Origin of the sequence: Streptococcus sp. 20925_1_77 (assembly GCF_041432125.1) — a bacterium.
In the GTDB taxonomy this organism is placed as follows: domain Bacteria; phylum Bacillota; class Bacilli; order Lactobacillales; family Streptococcaceae; genus Streptococcus.
In genome coordinates this window covers 24,194-41,307 of the sequence record NZ_JAPVZB010000012.1, presented here as the reverse complement: position 1 = coordinate 41,307, position 17,114 = coordinate 24,194, and the positions used below count along the sequence as shown (strand labels likewise).

The 17,114-nt window shown below is 41.4% G+C and carries 18 protein-coding genes; 3 read left to right on the top strand and 15 right to left on the bottom strand.

Translation table 11 applies throughout. The features are described from left to right. Positions 1 to 144: 144 nt before the first annotated feature. The 3 genes from O3626_RS07355 to O3626_RS07345 all read right to left on the bottom strand — a co-directional run bounded on the left by O3626_RS07355 (position 145) and on the right by O3626_RS07345 (position 3,248). The gene (locus O3626_RS07355; RefSeq protein ID WP_371496147.1) at positions 145 to 1,086 is read right to left on the bottom strand and encodes a serine hydrolase domain-containing protein; all 942 of its coding nucleotides are present in this window, start codon (positions 1,084 to 1,086) and stop codon (positions 145 to 147) included. A gap of 10 nt (positions 1,087 to 1,096) precedes the next feature. Next, positions 1,097 to 1,864: a CppA N-terminal domain-containing protein gene (locus O3626_RS07350; protein ID WP_371496145.1), complete on the bottom strand. Its 768-nt coding sequence runs from the start codon at positions 1,862 to 1,864 to the stop codon at positions 1,097 to 1,099. Positions 1,865 to 1,970: 106 nt separating this feature from the next. Then, positions 1,971 to 3,248 carry a DUF308 domain-containing protein gene (locus tag O3626_RS07345; protein WP_155124623.1) on the bottom strand — a complete coding sequence of 426 codons (1,278 nt, stop codon included), beginning with the start codon at positions 3,246 to 3,248 and terminating at the stop codon, positions 1,971 to 1,973. 101 nt (positions 3,249 to 3,349) lie between these two features. Between O3626_RS07345 and O3626_RS07340 the strand changes: the two genes are divergently transcribed. The 3 genes from O3626_RS07340 to O3626_RS07330 all read left to right on the top strand — a co-directional run bounded on the left by O3626_RS07340 (position 3,350) and on the right by O3626_RS07330 (position 6,884). Beyond that, entirely contained in the window at positions 3,350 to 5,638 is a 2,289-nt protein-coding gene (locus O3626_RS07340) for a Xaa-Pro dipeptidyl-peptidase (RefSeq protein ID WP_371496143.1), read from the top strand. A 104-nt stretch (positions 5,639 to 5,742) separates the two neighbouring features. After that, positions 5,743 to 6,237: a DUF536 domain-containing protein gene (locus O3626_RS07335; protein ID WP_003008835.1), complete on the top strand. Its 495-nt coding sequence runs from the start codon at positions 5,743 to 5,745 to the stop codon at positions 6,235 to 6,237. Positions 6,238 to 6,290: 53 nt separating this feature from the next. Next, positions 6,291 to 6,884 (top strand): 3'-5' exonuclease, encoded by a 594-nt coding sequence (locus O3626_RS07330; RefSeq protein ID WP_013904187.1) that lies wholly within the window; start codon positions 6,291 to 6,293, stop codon positions 6,882 to 6,884. Positions 6,885 to 7,090: 206 nt separating this feature from the next. Here O3626_RS07330 and O3626_RS07325 read toward each other — a convergent pair whose 3' ends face one another. The 12 genes from O3626_RS07325 to O3626_RS07270 all read right to left on the bottom strand — a co-directional run bounded on the left by O3626_RS07325 (position 7,091) and on the right by O3626_RS07270 (position 17,101). Continuing rightward, positions 7,091 to 7,390, bottom strand: a complete 300-nt coding sequence (locus O3626_RS07325) for a YbaB/EbfC family nucleoid-associated protein (protein WP_003005613.1) — start codon at positions 7,388 to 7,390, stop codon at positions 7,091 to 7,093. A gap of 78 nt (positions 7,391 to 7,468) precedes the next feature. Continuing rightward, a complete protein-coding gene (locus O3626_RS07320) occupies positions 7,469 to 8,620 on the bottom strand; it encodes a tyrosine-type recombinase/integrase (RefSeq protein WP_371496141.1) in 1,152 nt (383 codons plus the stop codon). A 1-nt stretch (position 8,621) separates the two neighbouring features. Next, a complete protein-coding gene (locus O3626_RS07315) occupies positions 8,622 to 8,870 on the bottom strand; it encodes a DUF3173 family protein (protein ID WP_371496139.1) in 249 nt (82 codons plus the stop codon). A gap of 16 nt (positions 8,871 to 8,886) precedes the next feature. Further along, positions 8,887 to 9,999: a CHAP domain-containing protein gene (locus tag O3626_RS07310; protein ID WP_371496137.1), complete on the bottom strand. Its 1,113-nt coding sequence runs from the start codon at positions 9,997 to 9,999 to the stop codon at positions 8,887 to 8,889. A 16-nt stretch (positions 10,000 to 10,015) separates the two neighbouring features. Further along, complete coding sequence (locus O3626_RS07305) at positions 10,016 to 10,240, bottom strand: hypothetical protein (RefSeq protein WP_371496135.1); 225 nt, start codon at positions 10,238 to 10,240, stop codon at positions 10,016 to 10,018. Between the two features lies 1 nt (position 10,241). After that, positions 10,242 to 12,125 carry a conjugal transfer protein gene (locus O3626_RS07300; protein WP_371496133.1) on the bottom strand — a complete coding sequence of 628 codons (1,884 nt, stop codon included), beginning with the start codon at positions 12,123 to 12,125 and terminating at the stop codon, positions 10,242 to 10,244. 11 nt (positions 12,126 to 12,136) lie between these two features. After that, on the bottom strand, positions 12,137 to 14,641 hold the full coding sequence (locus O3626_RS07295; protein ID WP_371496131.1) for an ATP-binding protein: 2,505 nt from the start codon (positions 14,639 to 14,641) through the stop codon (positions 12,137 to 12,139). Between the two features lie 13 nt (positions 14,642 to 14,654). Then, positions 14,655 to 15,065, bottom strand: a complete 411-nt coding sequence (locus O3626_RS07290) for a conjugal transfer protein (RefSeq protein WP_049503699.1) — start codon at positions 15,063 to 15,065, stop codon at positions 14,655 to 14,657. Positions 15,066 to 15,067: 2 nt separating this feature from the next. Next, a complete protein-coding gene (locus O3626_RS07285) occupies positions 15,068 to 15,292 on the bottom strand; it encodes a TcpD family membrane protein (protein WP_003005585.1) in 225 nt (74 codons plus the stop codon). A gap of 9 nt (positions 15,293 to 15,301) precedes the next feature. Then, positions 15,302 to 16,297 carry a conjugal transfer protein gene (locus tag O3626_RS07280; protein ID WP_371496129.1) on the bottom strand — a complete coding sequence of 332 codons (996 nt, stop codon included), beginning with the start codon at positions 16,295 to 16,297 and terminating at the stop codon, positions 15,302 to 15,304. Between the two features lie 11 nt (positions 16,298 to 16,308). Further along, entirely contained in the window at positions 16,309 to 16,866 is a 558-nt protein-coding gene (locus O3626_RS07275; protein WP_371496127.1) for a conjugal transfer protein, read from the bottom strand. A gap of 1 nt (position 16,867) precedes the next feature. Continuing rightward, a complete protein-coding gene (locus tag O3626_RS07270) occupies positions 16,868 to 17,101 on the bottom strand; it encodes a hypothetical protein (protein WP_000456042.1) in 234 nt (77 codons plus the stop codon). Between the last annotated feature and the right edge of the window lie 13 nt (positions 17,102 to 17,114).

Sequence of the window (17,114 nt, the reverse complement as noted above, 5' to 3'; positions counted from 1 at the left end):
CTATTTTAATATAAATCAGCCAAAAAAGCGATGCTTTTGAAGGAAATCCAACCTAAGACGGAGTTCAAAAATGAATCTCCTACCAGTTTCTTTCTCACGGACAGACCGTAAAAGGCCAGGATCCATCATCCTAGCCTTCCATTTCTATTTTTCACATTCTTGTTTGATCAGGTCCATCAAAGAGTTGCGGTCGAGGATCCATTGGGCCCGTTCATCCTTCTCATAGGTCCGGTTGGACAAAAAGATCACAGCTTCCTGCCTCTTTCGATTGTACATGATGAAGGTTCCTGTATAGCCCGTATGATCCAACCAGTCCCCCTCTAGATTCCATCCAAGAGCGCGGGTCTTGCCCTCTTCACGCGCAAAATTCTGAGACAAGTCACGCGCAAAATCATCCTTCAGATAATGCTCTAAGAAGCGCTCTAGATCAGCAACAGTTGAAAAAAGTCCAGCACTTCCCGCATGACAGCCCAGAACTCTCGCTTTGGGATCATGAACACTTCCAGAAGCCACTCCACGGACCGTTGGCACCGCCTTTTCGACCGGCCCAAACCGTGTTTCTGTCATCTTCCAAGGCGTAAAAATCAGCTCTTCAAATAAACGATCCAAGGGCTGGTGAAACCTGTCTTCCAACCAAAAGCCCAGCAGAAGAAAATTGACGTCGGTGTAATGAAAACTCTTGTCTTCTTTTAACTGCAAATTTTCAAGGGCTGTTTTCAACTGCCTCGCATCCAATTGATCCCGGTTGGGGATAAAAGGATCGAGACCAGAAGTATGGGTCAAGAGTTCCCGGATGGTCGTCTTCTCATGAGCAAAACGTGGGTAAAGCTCTTTAAAGGGGCGATCGAGTGGAAGCTCCCCTTTCGCATACAAAAAGGCACAGATGGTAGCGACTCCGACGACCTTGCTGACACTGGCCAAATCATAGACCAGATCAGCCTCTACTGGCTCACCTTTTTCAGGATCTGCTAGTCCCAGATAGTGCTCACTCCACTGACCATTTCGGTAAAGCGCAAGAGAGGCACCTGGATAGATGCCTTCTTGGATTTGTTCGGTGATTTTTTCGATGATTGCCTTCACGCTCATCACTCCATTCTTATTCTTCATAAGAAATATGGACCTGATCTTGATTGGCTTCAACCCAGAGTTCGATCTGGCTCGGATCCTTAGCAATCAAGAAAGTTCCCTTACGGTGCACAAAATCGACAGCTTCTCCTAAGCTTTCTTTCAGAACTTCTACATCAAAAGGTGCCAATTCGACCTTGATCATACTCAAATCCCAAGTCACATGGTTTCCCACTTGGAGATCTTCTCCTTGAGCCTCTTGCAAATGGATAAGATGTGCCAAAGCTGGCAAGTTGCTATAGAACTTCTCAGCCTCAGCAAGATCGGCCACATTGACCTCAAGAAAGTCCACATCAAAGCTGGTCAAACCTTTGAAATCTTCTGGAAGCTCAACAAGAGGCGCTTTCTCCAAAGGTTCTAGGCTTTCAAGATTTTCTTCCGCATGCACGAAAATGGTATCTCCTTGAGGAGACACAACTTCAAAGGCGCGACCATTAGCTCCTTGGTAAAGGGCGCTTGTCTCTGGCTGGCGGGCCAACAAATAATCAATTTCTTGAGCTTGTGCCACTTTCACCACGATGCGACCCAATTTCTTTGGACCTTCGACCTTACGCGAACGCATACTCGGTGACTCTTCTAAGACGATTTTTTCTACTTTTGAGGCATCTCCTAAAGACAGGAGAGCTCCTTCTTCCACTAATACTTTCATTCCCAATGTCTCTTCATAAAAGCGTTGATTGACATTTCGGTTATTCACTTTCAAGACTGGGATCACTCTTACGATCTGATTTGCTGTCATACTTTCCTCCAAGCACTTTTTATTGTAAAAGATTTTCTGGCTTTTTACAAGAAATCTTGTGCAAAAAAGACAGATTTTTCAAAAATAAAAATCTGTCTTTCTTTACTTAATATACTGTTCGTGTATGGACCCGCCCGTTTGGAGCTTCAAATTCATATTCTAAGTAATCCTGATAGGTCCCCGGTGCAATCACTCCACGAACATCTAATACAGCCGTTCCCGCCTGTCCCACAATTGAATCTGCTAACAGACAGCAATTAGTAGACAGAACAAAGTAAGATTTAAAACGCGAAGAAGTAAATTTATATAGCTCAGCCCCTAAATCATATTTCAATTTGTAAGCGTAGGTCGGCTGACCGTCTTCCAGTAACCTCCTAGGTGGATCCCAAGGTTCTAACAACTGATCAATTTCAGCTAGACGCTTCTCTACTGCCTGATTCTCTTCTTCGGTAAGGGATAGGCTGTAGCCAAACAGCGTCTTTTGACTCTCTTTTTTACATAGTTCGATGTATGGTTCCTTATCCACTTTAAACAGTACGCCATCCCCAATCGTCCCAAATAGACGCTCTGAAAAGGGATCGTAACTTCCGTAAGAAATGACCTTCCCCTGATAACAAATATCTACATGCCCAATCGCTCCAAATAAGTTGCTGTCAGAAGTATGAACCAAAATTTCTAATTCCCTTGCCTCTTCTTCTTTTTTCACCAATCGATAAGGGCCTGTGTGTCCCGCCGAGCTCCCTTTTTGAAGAAACTGGTTAAACCGTTTTAACTCCTTAGCAGGGATAAAGGCTGCAAAGATAACCGGTAGGCTAATACGAAAGCGACGTTTTAACTCTTGGCCTTGTTGGTCTTTGTCAAATAAAATACCATCTCGAATATTAGAAATCCCCAACAAGACCAGATAAGCCCCCAAGAGGATAAATTGGAAGTGCCTATCTGAACCAGGTTCCAAGACAGTTGCTAGACCAATCCCACCGTTTAAAAGCGCATCCCATAAATAGAGCCAGCCTCCTTTTACCCGATTGGCCTTATAAAGCCAAAATGTGATCCCATAGACAATGGCACTCCCCAACTGATATGCCCCTAAACAAATCACAACTAAGTTTACGGGCAGACTACTCAGTCGATTCAACCAGATCAACGCAAGTGAAAGAAAAATAAACCAAATAGAGTGGCTATAGGAAATAGACTTGCTACGTAACAAAAAGCGAAGAAGAAAGCTTCCTAGTCCATCAACTAAAAAGTAAATGGCTAATAGATCCAAGGAAAATTTGGTGAAACCAACGCCGTTTCGAAAAATGAGAATCCCAAAAATGACGGCAAGAACCCCAAACAATAAGGTCCGTCTTCTTGCAACTTGTTCAAAAGATATTTTTTTCAATATTCCTTCTCCTTATAGACGAAAGGTCTTTAGACAAATACTATTTTATCATGTATAATATAAGAAGTAAAGAACAAAGAAACTGATAAAAGGAGCAGCCTATGAAATACAATCAATATAGCTATCTATCTGTTGACCAAAAAGACATTCTTAAGGAACTAAAAGAAATTGGGTTTGACCTTCCCCTTCATCTTACAGAGAAAGAACTGTTTGAATGGTTTGTTCGCAAGGTTTATTTCACCTACAAAAATACAGATTATCCCCTCTCTAACCTAGTGGCGGATGCTGAAACAGATCTCCTGAGCTATTTCCAATCAGACCGCGAATGGTCGCCGGAGATTTTTTACACAGTAGCTCTCCAGTTGCTCGGTTTCCACTATTTTATTGATTTTGAAGATACGGATAGCTTCTTGAAAGAAGTCCAATTTCCGATTGAGTATGGAAACTTGGTTGAAAACCTCTATCACCTCCTCAATACTCGAACAGTCAAAGGGAATTTACTAATTGATCAGTTGGTCAGCGATGGTTTGATTCCTGAGACCAACCAGTATCACTATTTTAATGGTAAGAGCCTCGCAACCTTTACGAGCCAGAATGCCATCCGCGGGGTCGTTTATGTCGAAAGTCGGGTCGATACCGACAAGGATGGTCTGCCAGACTTGGTCAAGGTCAGCATCATCCGTCCTCGCTATGAAGGCAAGATCCCAGCAGTCATGACCGCTAGTCCCTATCACCAAGGGACCAACGACAAGGCCAGCGACAAGGCCCTCTACAATATGAATGTCGACCTCGAGGTTAAAGAACCTCATACCATTCAAGTAGAAACACCTCAATTAGAATTGGTGGACCCTCTTGGTCAAGCTGAACTAGTCGATGAAGCTGAAGAAACCCTCACTCATATCAACTCCAGCTATACCCTCAACGACTACCTGCTTCCACGCGGATACGCTAATCTCTACGTATCTGGAGTTGGAACAAAAGATTCGCAAGGCCTGATGACCAACGGAAATTACCAACAAATCGAAGCCTATAAGAATGTCATCGACTGGCTCAATGGTCGTTGCCGTGCCTTTACAGATCACACACGCAAACGCCAAGTAAAGGCTGATTGGTCTAATGGAAAGGTCGCAACCACAGGGATCTCTTACCTTGGAACCATGTCTAACGGCCTTGCGACCACCGGTGTTGATGGCCTAGAAGTCATCATTGCGGAAGCTGGAATCTCTTCTTGGTACAACTACTACCGCGAAAACGGCCTCGTCACAAGTCCTGGAGGCTATCCAGGTGAAGACTTTGATTCCCTTGCCGAATTGACCTACTCGCGCAACCTTCTAGGTGGAGACTATTTGCACCACAATGCGGCCCACCAAGCCGATCTAGACATCGTGAAAAAAGAGCTGGACCGCGCTTCTGGAGACTACAACCAGTTCTGGCACGACCGCAATTATCTCTTACATGCTGATCAGGTGAAGGCTGAGGTGGTCTTCACTCATGGTTCCCAAGACTGGAACGTCAAACCCCTTCACGTCTTTAATATGTTCCAAGCCCTTCCAGCAAGCATCAAGAAGCATCTTTTCTACCACAATGGTGCCCATGTCTACCTCAACAACTGGCAATCCATTGACTTCCGTGAGAGCATGAATGCCCTTCTCTCTAAAAAATTGCTGGGCTACGATTCAAGCTATGAGTTGCCAACTGTCATTTGGCAGGATAATACAGGAGAACAAAGTTGGACTTCCTTGGATGATTTTGGCAACCAAACAAGTCAGCGCACCTTCCTACTCGGAGACGGTGAAAAAGTCATCCAAAACCGCTATGCGACGGAAGATTACGAGCGCTATGGCAAGGCTTATCCGACCTTCTTAAGCGATCTCTACCAAGACAAGGTGCAACAGGTGACGATCGATCTTCCAATCGAAGAAGACCTGCACCTCAACGGGAAAGCTCGCCTTCACCTACGACTTCACTCCAGCACCAATAAAGGCCTTCTCTCAGCCCAACTCTTAGAGCTTGGAAGCAAGAAATACCTCCAACCCTATCCTGCAGTCTTATCGGTCCGTACACTGGATAACGGTCGCTACCATATGCTAGACAACTTGACCGAGTTGCCATTCAAGGAAGCGGGCCAACGAGTCATTTCGAAAGGTTATCTCAACCTCCAAAACCGGCATGACCTCTTAGAGGTTGAGGCCGTAACACCAGGCGAGTGGATGGAATTTGACTTTGATCTCCAACCAACCATCTACAAGCTCGAAAAAGGTTCAACTCTTCGCTTGGTCCTTTACACGACGGACTTTGAAATCACTGTGCGTGATCAAACCGATTACCAACTCACCATTGACTTAGCACAATCAAGCCTCCATCTTCCTGAAATGACAGAGGCCCACTAATTGTGGTATCAAGGCTTAGCCTTTCTTTGCTTCATTTGACAGCTTAGCCTACTTATGTTACTATCTAATAGAGTATTTCATAGAAAAAGATATTAGAGGAAGTTATGGCGATTGAAAAAACTGTCAGCGAAATTGCTGAAATTTTAGGAGTCAGCCGCCAGGCGGTCAATAACCGTGTCAAGGCGCTGGCTCCAGAAGATACCCAAAAAAATGAAAAAGGGGTTACCGTTGTAACCCGTAGTGGCTTGATCAAGCTCGAAGAAATCTACAAAAAAACTATTTTTGAAGATGAGCCAGTCAGCGATGATGTAAAGCAACGCGAATTGATGGAAATTTTGGTAGATGAAAAAAATGCTGAAATCGTCCGTCTCTACGAGCAACTCAAAGCCAAAGACGAGCAACTCGCTAAGAAAGATGAACAGTTGCGCGTGAAAGACGTTCAAATTGCTGAAAAAGACAAGCAATTGGACCAACAACAACAATTGACTTTACAAGCAATGAACGACCGCGATACCTTGAAACTTGAACTCGAACAAGCCAACGAAAAAGTTCAAGAGCAAGAAAGCAAAGGTTTCTGGGCACGCGTTTTCCGTCGATAATCCGGGGCTGGATCCTACCAGTCCCTTTTCTTTTCTACCACAGGAGATTTCCCATGAAAGCATTAGAAGATTATATCGCCTTCGATCTCGAATTTAACCAATACGAAGGGGCCTATCAGATTATCCAGGTGTCTGCCGTGCGTTTTACGGACGGTAAAGAAGTCGATCACTACGACTCCTACGTCTACACCGATAAGCCCCTAAAAAGCTTTATTAACGGCTTGACTGGCATTACCCAGGACAAGATCCAAAATGCCCCTCAACTCGAGCAGGTCCTCAGTGAATTCAAGGCCTTTGTAGGAGACCGGCCCTTGATCGGATACAATGCCAAAAAGAGCGACCTACCCATCCTACTTGAAAATGGCTTGGATCTAGAAGACCAGTACGCTGTCGATGTCTTTGACGAGGCTTTCGAACGTCGTCCATCTGACCTCCACGGCATTAAAAATCTCCAACTCCACACCGTTGCAGAATTTTTGGGGGTAGCAGGAAAATCACACGATAGCTTAGAAGACGCCCGCATGACAGCTCTTGTCTACGAACAATTCCTCGAATTTGATCAAGGCCGCACCCTCCTTGAAGAACAAGAGAACTTCTCCACCAACCCCTTCGGAGGCTTGGACTTATCCGGATTTTTTGATGAATAAAAAGAGAGAGTGGGACAGAAATCGGTAATTCGTTAGAATTCGATTTCGTCGTCCCACCTCCGCACAGTTGAGTAGGGCTGTAAAAGCTGAAGAAATCAGCGTAGTAGAGCCCACTCAACCACTGCGTCTGGCTCAACAATCCAAAAACAAGAAGAGGCTAGGACTTTTGTCCCAGCCTCTTTTGAATTAATGAAAACTTCTTTAGCTTAAAATGGTAATTTCCCTGCGAAAGCACCGAGTTTTTTCTTGGTTGCCGCATCAATTTCTTCAATGGCAGCATTGATGGCTTGCACCGTCATATCAGAAAGAGTTTCTGTATCTTCTGGGTCGACCACTGCAGCATTGAAATCGATGGAAACAACCTTCTTATCACCTGTAAGAGTTGCAACAACCAAGTCTTGAGCAGATTTCCCTACAAATTGAGTTGCGGCTAATTCTGCTTGGCTTTGCTCCATTTGCTTTTGCAATTTTTGAGCTTGCTTCATCATATTTTGCATATTCATCATAATGTTTTCTAGATTCCTTTCGTATCAAGGGTTTAGACCCTATTGCTTAATTTTCACTGCCCACTTCTGCCCATTTTTCTAAAAATCGTCAAATGCGTTAGCGACTTCTTTTTGTTGTGATGGGAACAAATGTGAGTAGATATTTATTGTTGTATTGATAGAACTATGTCCTAGTCGTTTCATCAGTGTGAAAAAGATATAATCCTTTCCTTCTCCTCTCCTCAATCCCTGATTTATCAAAAAGGCTACATGCGAATGCCTAAAATCATGGTTTCGGATCAATTTGAAATCTTCTGGCAATCTTTTCTTGAATGCTGCTCTAAAGTTAGAGACATTTGGAGCAGTCATAGGTTCCCCTGAAAATTGGAAAATCTGCAAATCATCTGTTGAATCAGTGAGCTTAGACAGCCTCTGACTTTGTACTGACTTCCAGGTTTTCAACTCATCCACAAAAGCTTTATGAATGTAGATTTCTCTATTTGATTGAGTTGTCTTTACAGATCCAATATGTGTTTTTCCATTGCGATAATAGGCTGACTTACGGATCTTAATATATCCCTCATCAAGAAAAATATCTCTCCAAGTTAAGGCAAGTGCCTCCCCCATACGAATTCCCGTAAACATGAGTACACGATACAGAAGTTTAAAAGGATACTCACTTTCTTCAAAATAGGACTCAAACTCCTTGAATTGTTCAGGAGTATAGTAGGACATTTCTTTATGCTTTTCTGGAAGTTTCCGAATAGCATCACATGGATTATCCTGTCTGAATCCTTTCGAAATAGCAATATCAAACAACTTATGAACAAAAATCATTTGTTGGTTAATATGCGTTGGTGTAAGTGTCCCACCTTTTACACTAGGTTTTTCAATTAACCAATCTCGATATTTTTTTACATCTTGAATGGTAACTGAAGACATATCAGCATTTTCAAAGAATCGCGATACATATTGGGTATAGTATGAGTTCTGAGTATCTATTGTACCTCTTTTATTTCCACGAAGCTCATCTTCTTCTTTTAACATTACATAAAGAGAGGAAATGGTGAGTTTTTTTGTATTCTGTATCTGATTTAACTTATGGATACGGTAATAAGCCTCATATTCCTCTGCTTCTTTTTTCGTTAAAAAATTAGATTTGCGGTGTCGTATACGTTTGCCAGTTAAGGAACTTTTACCATCACTAATATCAACTAGCCACAGTCCATCGTCCTGTTTTATTACCGCCATGCTATTTTTCTCCTTCAGTCATGACAGCGCTTTGAAGGTTCCCCTCAATTATATCATTTTTTAATTGTATTTGAAAACCAAGAATGGATTCAACTGTAATAATCGGTACACGTCCAATACGTTTATTCTTATACCATTCAAATCCTTCTTGTACAAGCTGCCTTTTAGCCTTTCGTATTAATTTACTAGCTTGTGTTTCAGAATATCCAATCAATTCCATTAAATCATTTTTATCTACAACTTGAATCATCTATATCTATTCCTTTCTAATGTCCAATAACATAGGTAAATTGTTTGGCAGTTTCCGCATCAAATGTGCGGTAACTAATAATCCCCAATCCTTTCACATTACATTCAGAGACGAGAATTGAACCGTCTGATTTGACTTGCTCCACAAATGAAATATGTCCGTATATTGGATCAGCTCCAGCTTGTCCAGGGCTAAATGATAGAGCAGAGTGTTCTGTTGGTGTATGGGTTGTTGTGAAACCTGGCTTATTCATCCATTGTCCACCATTTCCCATAAATGGATCAAAGTTGACTCCGACTTGTTTTCCACGGTTGAAGACATACCAGGTACATTGTCCCCAAGGATAGGTACTAGTGATATATCCTGTGGTATCAATAGCTGTTGTCAAACTATAGCCTACAGGTATATCATTTGAAGTGATGCCACCACCATCTCTAGTTTTTCCTGTAGTTTGTTCAGGAGCTTTTGGTGTTCCTCCATGTTCATCAATGAAGGCATCCAGTTTTTGCATGGTTTCTGCACGTCTTTTTCCTGATCCGGTGGTATCTGTGAAATAGACCCCACCATCAGTTGCTGGATTGAGTGTTCCATTCGCAAACTTTTTAGCTTTGTCATCTTGAATTTTGAAGGTTTGGTTTTTATTTCCAATGATGGTTTGCTGGGTTAATCCAACAACAGCAACCTCATCATTAAAGTTATTGGCATATTCTGGATTGGAGTCATAGGCTCCAAAACCAAACATATTGGCTCCAGGATTAGTGGCTACCCCAGCAGTTCCAAGGGAACTTTCATTCAGTGCAATCGCAACGATTCCACGGACATCAAGATTAGATTTAACTTCCCATTCGAGGAGCTTTTTCCCATTAATTCGGTTCTTATCGTAGGAGATTCCTAACGTATCTAAAAAGCCGTCTAATTGCTCTGCTGTGATACCGAAGCGATGAACAAGTAGGTTATGAGTATAAGGGTCTCCATCTGACCAGTGATCCGCATAAGTCACTCCATTTTGAGATTGGGGCGAGCCATTCGTTCCACCACCTCCGACAGCCCCCATAAGGATAATGATAATGAGGACTGGTAGAAAGAGAGGAATAAGACCAGCTAATAGAAACCATTTTAGTTTTTTCATCGAATCTCCTTTCTAGTTAATGTCTTATATAAGCAGTGAACAGGACAGTCCCAAAACGCCATTTAGCATCTAGAACGACTGAATAGGTCTTAGCCTGTAAGATAATTTGGTCTTGCTCTTGTTCTGTGACTGGAAATAAAAGAAGGAAATCGACTGAGCGTTTTTCTTCTTGGTAGGCCTGATAAAGAGTTTCTTCAAGAACCCTTGGAAAAGAAGTTCTTGAGCGTATTTTCGTATTCATATCATTCTCCTCTAAGTTGTTTTAAGCGTTCTGTTAATCGGTCTCTTCGTTCAATATTGGCTCTTAATTTATCATCTCGTGTCATAGTCTTTCTATAAGTACGAGTGAAAGCATTCGATCCTTGAGCTTTGTACATGGCTTGAGGATCTTTATATTCCTCTAATTTGCGCTCAATACTATTAATGCGGAGTTGTTTAAATGGAGAAATCCATTCTTCTTTAAGAGTTTGGAATTCCTCGTTTGAACTTGGTGTTGGCTTCGCTGTGATTGGGGATTCCATTGAAGGAGTTGGTGTTTTTTCTTCAACTGGTTTAACCTTCTCAGGAATTGCCTTTGTTTTCGGAATGTTTGGTTCAGGAGTATCTGGACTTGTTGGCATCTCAGGTGTTTCCGTTGGGAGCACTTCATCGGGCTGGTGCTCTGATTCCTTATTGGTAAAGAAAGAACCAACATTTTGGAAGTGACTCTTGGCATTCATCATCATCCCAGCTCCAAAACCAGCACCTGCTAGGGCAAAGTTCCCAAGGTGTTGAGCAGATGAAAGACTTCTCGATGGTACTTGTGAAGCCACCTCTCTAGTCTTTGTGACCCCTTTTTCAACTTTGTTTCCAATATCACTTGCCACCATTCGTGCTTTAGATCCAAGAATGAATTGGATCAGCTCAGCTTTGTATTTCCATAGAAGGAAATATACAAGTCCTTTTGAGACAACTGAAATGAGTAGTTTAAAGACAAGGCCAAAAATGATTAAGGATGGAAGAGTTTTAAGGATGCCATCAAAGCCAGTAATGACGATATTTTCTATCATTTTCTCAATGTAGAAGACTAATAGAGTCAATAGACTCGTGATAGCTGGGAAAAGTAGCCCGCCAAACATGACTTTCAGAACTCCAAAAATCAAATCTTGCATTCTTGGTACGAAGGACATTAGTAGCACAATTGGAAAGAGCAGGATCATCATCAGGACGAGTGTCTGAGCAATGACGTTTAACATCTGAATCAAGATGACGGGTATAGCTAATACAAAGGCTTCACAGATTTTAAAGATCACATAAAACATACGAGTAAAGATGAAATCTGGCATAGCTGAAACCCAACGGTTCTTTTCACCATCATCATTGGCTCCATTTCCTAGTTCATCTAGATATTTATTGCGATCTTTAGACTTAACCGCTTTAAAGTTTCCATTTTTATCGCCTGTTCCTAGTACCTTACTATCGTCAAAAGTTTCTTGTTTCCCATCTTGGCTATTCTTATATTTCCCGTTTTCTTGTCCTGTATTGACAAAGACATATGCTTTATAAGAGGTTTCTGCAATATAGCTATCTGCCATGGAATCGCCAATTTTAATGGATTTGTTATTGCCGTACTCCACCTTGATATTCGTGATATTTTTGGTGACATCTTGAGAGACATGGTTGATAGTATCAAGTAGATACAGACCTCCTGATGTTCCAGCAATTGTTCCAAAGTAACCAAATCCAAGGATGAGAACTAGAAAGACATGAAGGAGAGTTCTTGAAAAAGCTCCCTTAGAAAAGAAAAACTGGTAAAAGAGATAGAACGCTAGAATCAGAAGTAACATCGAAACGAGTGATTGTTTTGCGACTCCACCAGAGCTTGAACCAATGAATCCTTTCCAGATATTCATCGCTCCATTAAATACATAGTTCTTGTAGTTGGAGTAGAGATCAATCTTTTCAAGAATTCGAATCAGCAAAGAAAAGAAGCCCACCACTGCGTTTAGAATGAAAAAAAAGAAGTTGACGAAAAGCTCATTAATCAGAACCCAAGCCCCGTTAAAGGAAGCGAACCCAGTTGGCTCCATGTAGGACTTAAGAGAAAATATATCGACTCCCCTTAGTTTGTCAAAAGCTTCTTGCATGGGTTCACCTCCTAACTAGCGTATTTATTTTCAAGACTTGATGATACCGTAGCTTTCATTGGTTTTAGAAGCATATCAATATCTTCAAAGATATTGTGTACGGAAATCATATTGAGATTACCGTACACGTCATAGTACAGGCATTGACCAGATATCATATTGTCAATCCATTCGAGATTGCTTTCAGTAACTTCGAGATTGACGTGTTTTAAGATATCTTCCCGTTCAGACTTTTCATAGAAAGCAAAGATAGTCCCAAATCCAGTTGTATCATCGTCATTTTCTGCATCATGTACAGATTGGGTAATCAGTGCCAAGGTATTATTTTTGGAGCGTCCAATCCGACGCATATTTTTGATAACGGCTTTTCCTTCTGCGGACTTCATAAGAATCCACGCTTCGTCAAAGAACTCAATGGTATCTTCATTTTCATTTCGTTCTCCAAAGTGGGTACAGAAGGCACCAAGCGCAAACATGAGAGCAATAGAGTTGCGTTCATGATCTGAAATTTTTGTGGAATCGTCCTTTGGTAGTTTGAGGTTATTGACCTCTAGAATGGTCACTCGTGATTCATAGTTAAGTCCTTGAGTGGTTCCATCTGAAAAGGCTAGTTCCAAGATAGAGTTTGTGACAATTGAGGTTAGATAACGACCAACCGAAGCAATTTCAGAGGAAGTAGAGTCTCTCAGAACTTTTAGGACGTGTTTAAATCCGACCTTCTCACCAGCGACTCGTTTCTCCACAATCGCATTAATAGCTTCTGTGATCGCTGTTTTCTGATCCATCGTGACATCATCTACAGCTTGTAGTAGAAACTCAAGCATGTTTTTTGCGACCTCTACAGCTTGTTCTTTATCTAGAACGACAATAGGATCTAAAACTCCGTGGTTTGATGGTAGTGAGCTATCCAGTGTTACAAAGTTAAAGTTCTCAATCTGTTTCTTGCGTTCAGGATAGAGACGTGCAAATTCAGGTGAGTTGATCACTTCTTGGTAGTGATTTCTAAGTTCACGTTTAGGGTCAATGTAAAGGGTTTTGACATTCTGTAAAGCCACACTTAAAAAGATGATCTGAGCAAGGAAAGATTTTCCTTGCCCTGTTGCGCCCGTAATAATGATGTGCGGGTTCTTGGTAATCTTTCCAGCGATATCTTCCTTATTTCCGACTGTCGCATTGTAGAGGACAATGTTCTTTGAGGAATCAATAGCTTTAGCAATATTGTCCCAACGGCCTGTCCAGTTATCTACTCGGCCAATATACCAACCGATACGGTTTCCAGAAGAGGTATTGGTGAAGGGCATGAGTTCTGAAAATCCACGAGCTGTGACCATATGTGTCCAGGTGCGAGTTTTCTTTTGGAGGTTTTCTCCATAGAGCAGCGCTTGAAAGAGATAGGGTCCGTCTTGAGAGGCCTCACTGATTTCAACGCCCATATCATCAAAGTAGTTCAAAACCACTTGTCGTCTTTGACGGAGTTGGTTCACACTAGAAGCAGAGACAATCAGATAGGCTCCATATTCGATGATATCTTCCTTGTTTCCGACTTTCTTCATTAAGTCCTTTAGGGAGATGGAACCCATGATAATCTCGTCTTGTTGGACAGTATCTGTATTTTCTGCCTCTTCCATGATGTTTCTGTAACGCGTATTCGAGCGTCCCATTCGACCCTTGATTTTACCTGTATCAATGAATTCTGCCTTGATTCGTAGCTCAACGGGAAAGTTTAAGCGTTGGATAAATTCGCCCAGGTGAAAACCATTGAATTGAACAGGAAATTTACCAACCGGAAGAATCGTCACAAAGGAAGATCCATAAGGGCTTTCTAGCTTGAGGAAGCCACCTTTTAGCACTTTGATCAAGGTGTCCGTGATATTGAATTGAGCACGATTAGCGAGTACCTCTTTCTTGTAGTGAGGGATATAGCGAAGGTACTGCATCCGCTGGTAATAAAAGAGTTCTTCATTAGATAACCGTTTTGCCCGAAGGACGGAGAAAGCTTGAAAAATAGTGAATTCATCACTTTTATAGTCTTCATACCAAGTGGGACTTAATTCATATTCATAGCCAAGACCCTTTGCGATTTTTTCAGTGAACTCATTAAAGCTCTCATAGGCCAAGTCTTTTACTGTAGCTCCGTGATTTTGTTTGCGTAAGGTTACTCCTACGACCCAGTCAAACTGATAAGGAATTTCCATTTCATCTGTTAGGCGATCTACCGTGTAAAGAAGTAGTTCTTCTCCTAGTTCACGACTGTCATCTGCTAGAGCGTCTGAGAAGTCCCGCATTTTCTCTTCTAAGAGATAGTCTTTAGGGATCAGAGATATTTCAAAGAACTTGTTTTTCTGGAGCTTCTTCATCATTTGAGCAACCGTAATTTTGTGTTTGTGCTTTTTTTCATCATCCGTAATCGTGATGGGAGTGTTTGGAATACGGTAATACGCAACGACGGTTTGATCTTTTTTGAGAGCTAGATTTTCATGTGTTTCCCTAATAGGATAAGTTAAAGTAATACTCATAGGTCCTCCTTTTCTATAGATTTGTTTTTTCAAAGACAATTTCTTCTACAGGCTCTATTCGATCTTCATGGTAGATAGCTTTTTTATTGATCTTAAAGTCCCAAAAGTAAATCAGGTAATCTCCGATAAAGACGTGCATCTTTTTACCGTGAGGCTCGTATTCCGTATAGAACTTGGCCAATTTGTAAGGGAGATACCAATAGAGCAAGAGAGAAATTGAGTGAGTGATTTTTGCGAGTGGCACAAAGATAAATCCTCCAAAGAGTAACATGGCCACAAAGACGATGATAAAGACAATGAAAAAGGACAACTGCATGGGTGTCGCAAAGTACCATAGTCGAGTGCCCTTTTTTGTCTTGATTTCTTGGATCCAATAAGGAGCATTTAGGCCCTTACTGTAATCATAAAGTCTTTCTTCATTCATACTTAGAGTCCTGATTCAATACCGAAGAGTCGCAGGAACCAGCCGACTGCTTTGAGGATATCTTGTCCTTTGGCAATAGAAACAATAACGGCATAGAAACCAACGACAGAGAAGAGTTGAAGCCAGGAGCTGTTTCGCCAAGCCTTGATCGCTAAGAGCACGGCAATAGCTGTCAGGATCCAAATCCCATCGCCCTGGAGGAAGGTTCGTAGATTGTCTGTATTCATAGAGTTCTCCTATTCTTTATCATTTGCATAGTTCAGTGGAATGGTATGTTCTAGTTTTGTGACATAGTAGGTCTTTTCTTTTTCTGAGAGGGTAAAAGTGAAGTTTTCTGAGTGGGTGGTCCCTCCGACCTCAAAGGTTGCTTGGACATAGGCAATTAGATTTTTTCCATCTTTTTTAAGATAGGTATAATCAATTGTCTTGAAGGTGGTATTGGCTATAATATCCACATCCTTAGCAATCAGATTGAGGTTGTCTTGGTTAGTAGTATAGTTGGTAAAGAAGACCTTGAGGAACTTTTCAACCTTCTTACGCTGACCATCTGAAAAGTGGTCATTAGCGGTTAGTTGTAGCTGATCGTCTTCGCTAAAGTGTCCAGCTTGTGAAGATTCAATAGCAGAGAACCAAGGAAGACCAGAAATATAATATTTCCCATCTTTTTCATCAAATGGAATATTGAAACCTGTAACGATCTCTTTTTCTTCCGTGTTATTATCCCGACGGATCGTTTCCTTGTATTTGATCTTATAGGTCGCAACCTTCCCTTCTACAGTCACTAACTGAGAATAGAGGAGTTCACTAGGATTTCGAACTTGACCTTGAGCTTTCACATCAGGAATGAAGTTGTAAAAGCTGTTTAAGTATTCCACTTGAGCTTGTTGTTTATCCCCTTCTTGCGGAAGGGTGAAGTAAGCATAGACATAATCATTCAGGTAATATTGGAGTTTGTAGTCGTATTTTCTACTAGACTCCATTGGCTGTGCTTTTTGATTTTTTGTTGCCTCGACTTGAGCTTGTAGTGCTCCTACCTTATTTGATAGTGTGATAGCACGGATAGATCCCATGAGACCAACAAAAAGGAGGAAAGAAATTCCTCCTATGACTGCAATATTGACGGTCTTTTTATTGGTGACTTTTAGTTTTGGTGGACCTCCTTTTTTCTCCACCTTTTTAAAGTGTGAGAGATATTCTTTTGCTTGAAGCAAATAGCGTTTGGCTTTATCCATAGATCCTCCTTTTAGAGACCAGAAAGTTCAATGAGTTTTGAGCCTTTTGCATAGAGGCGCTTATTGGCTTTTTCGATCTCGCCATTAATGTAATAATAGCCTCGCAACTCAGTTTGAAGTTGTTCGATCAAGTCCGGTTTTAGGTCTTTGGCTTCTTCTTTTTTTAGGAGACTATTTAATTCTCCAGCCTTGGTCCAAGCCTCTCTGTGATCTTTCTTTTTAAGTAATTCTCCCAGTTCATTCGTGACTTGAGAGACTTTCTTTTCAAAAATAGTTTTAGTAGCCATTTCAATTTCCTTTCTAAATTTTTCTTGATTGTCTTTGATTGTCTTTTGGATATAAATAATCAGTGAGGGGCGCATTTTTTTATTTACGCTCAACACTTGACCATCTAGCGTGAAACAGGCATGTTCATAGTCATAGAAACCTTTCGCATCTGGTGGTTTTTCGGTAGATCTTCCAGCGCATTCATAGTAGAAGTCTTTGCCCTTTCGTAAGAGGATATACATATTCCAGAATTCATGTTCTGGAAGAAGTAAAAAGTCAGCTTGATAGATCTTCTTTAACATCTTAAGAAGCCTCAAGCAGATCATCGTAGCCTAGAGCTTGGTAGATAAAATCTGAATCGAACCAGAGCCAGTCATTGATTTGTCCTTCTGTTGGTGTATCACCTGAGAAGATATCTTCACAAATGACGGTTAGAGTATCCACTCCACCACGTTCACGGACAGTGTTCAAGGTGGTTAGTCCACCAGACCAAGCTTTAAAGTTTTCTAGTGAATTGATTTGAACTTTGTATTCCATATAGTTTTTCCTT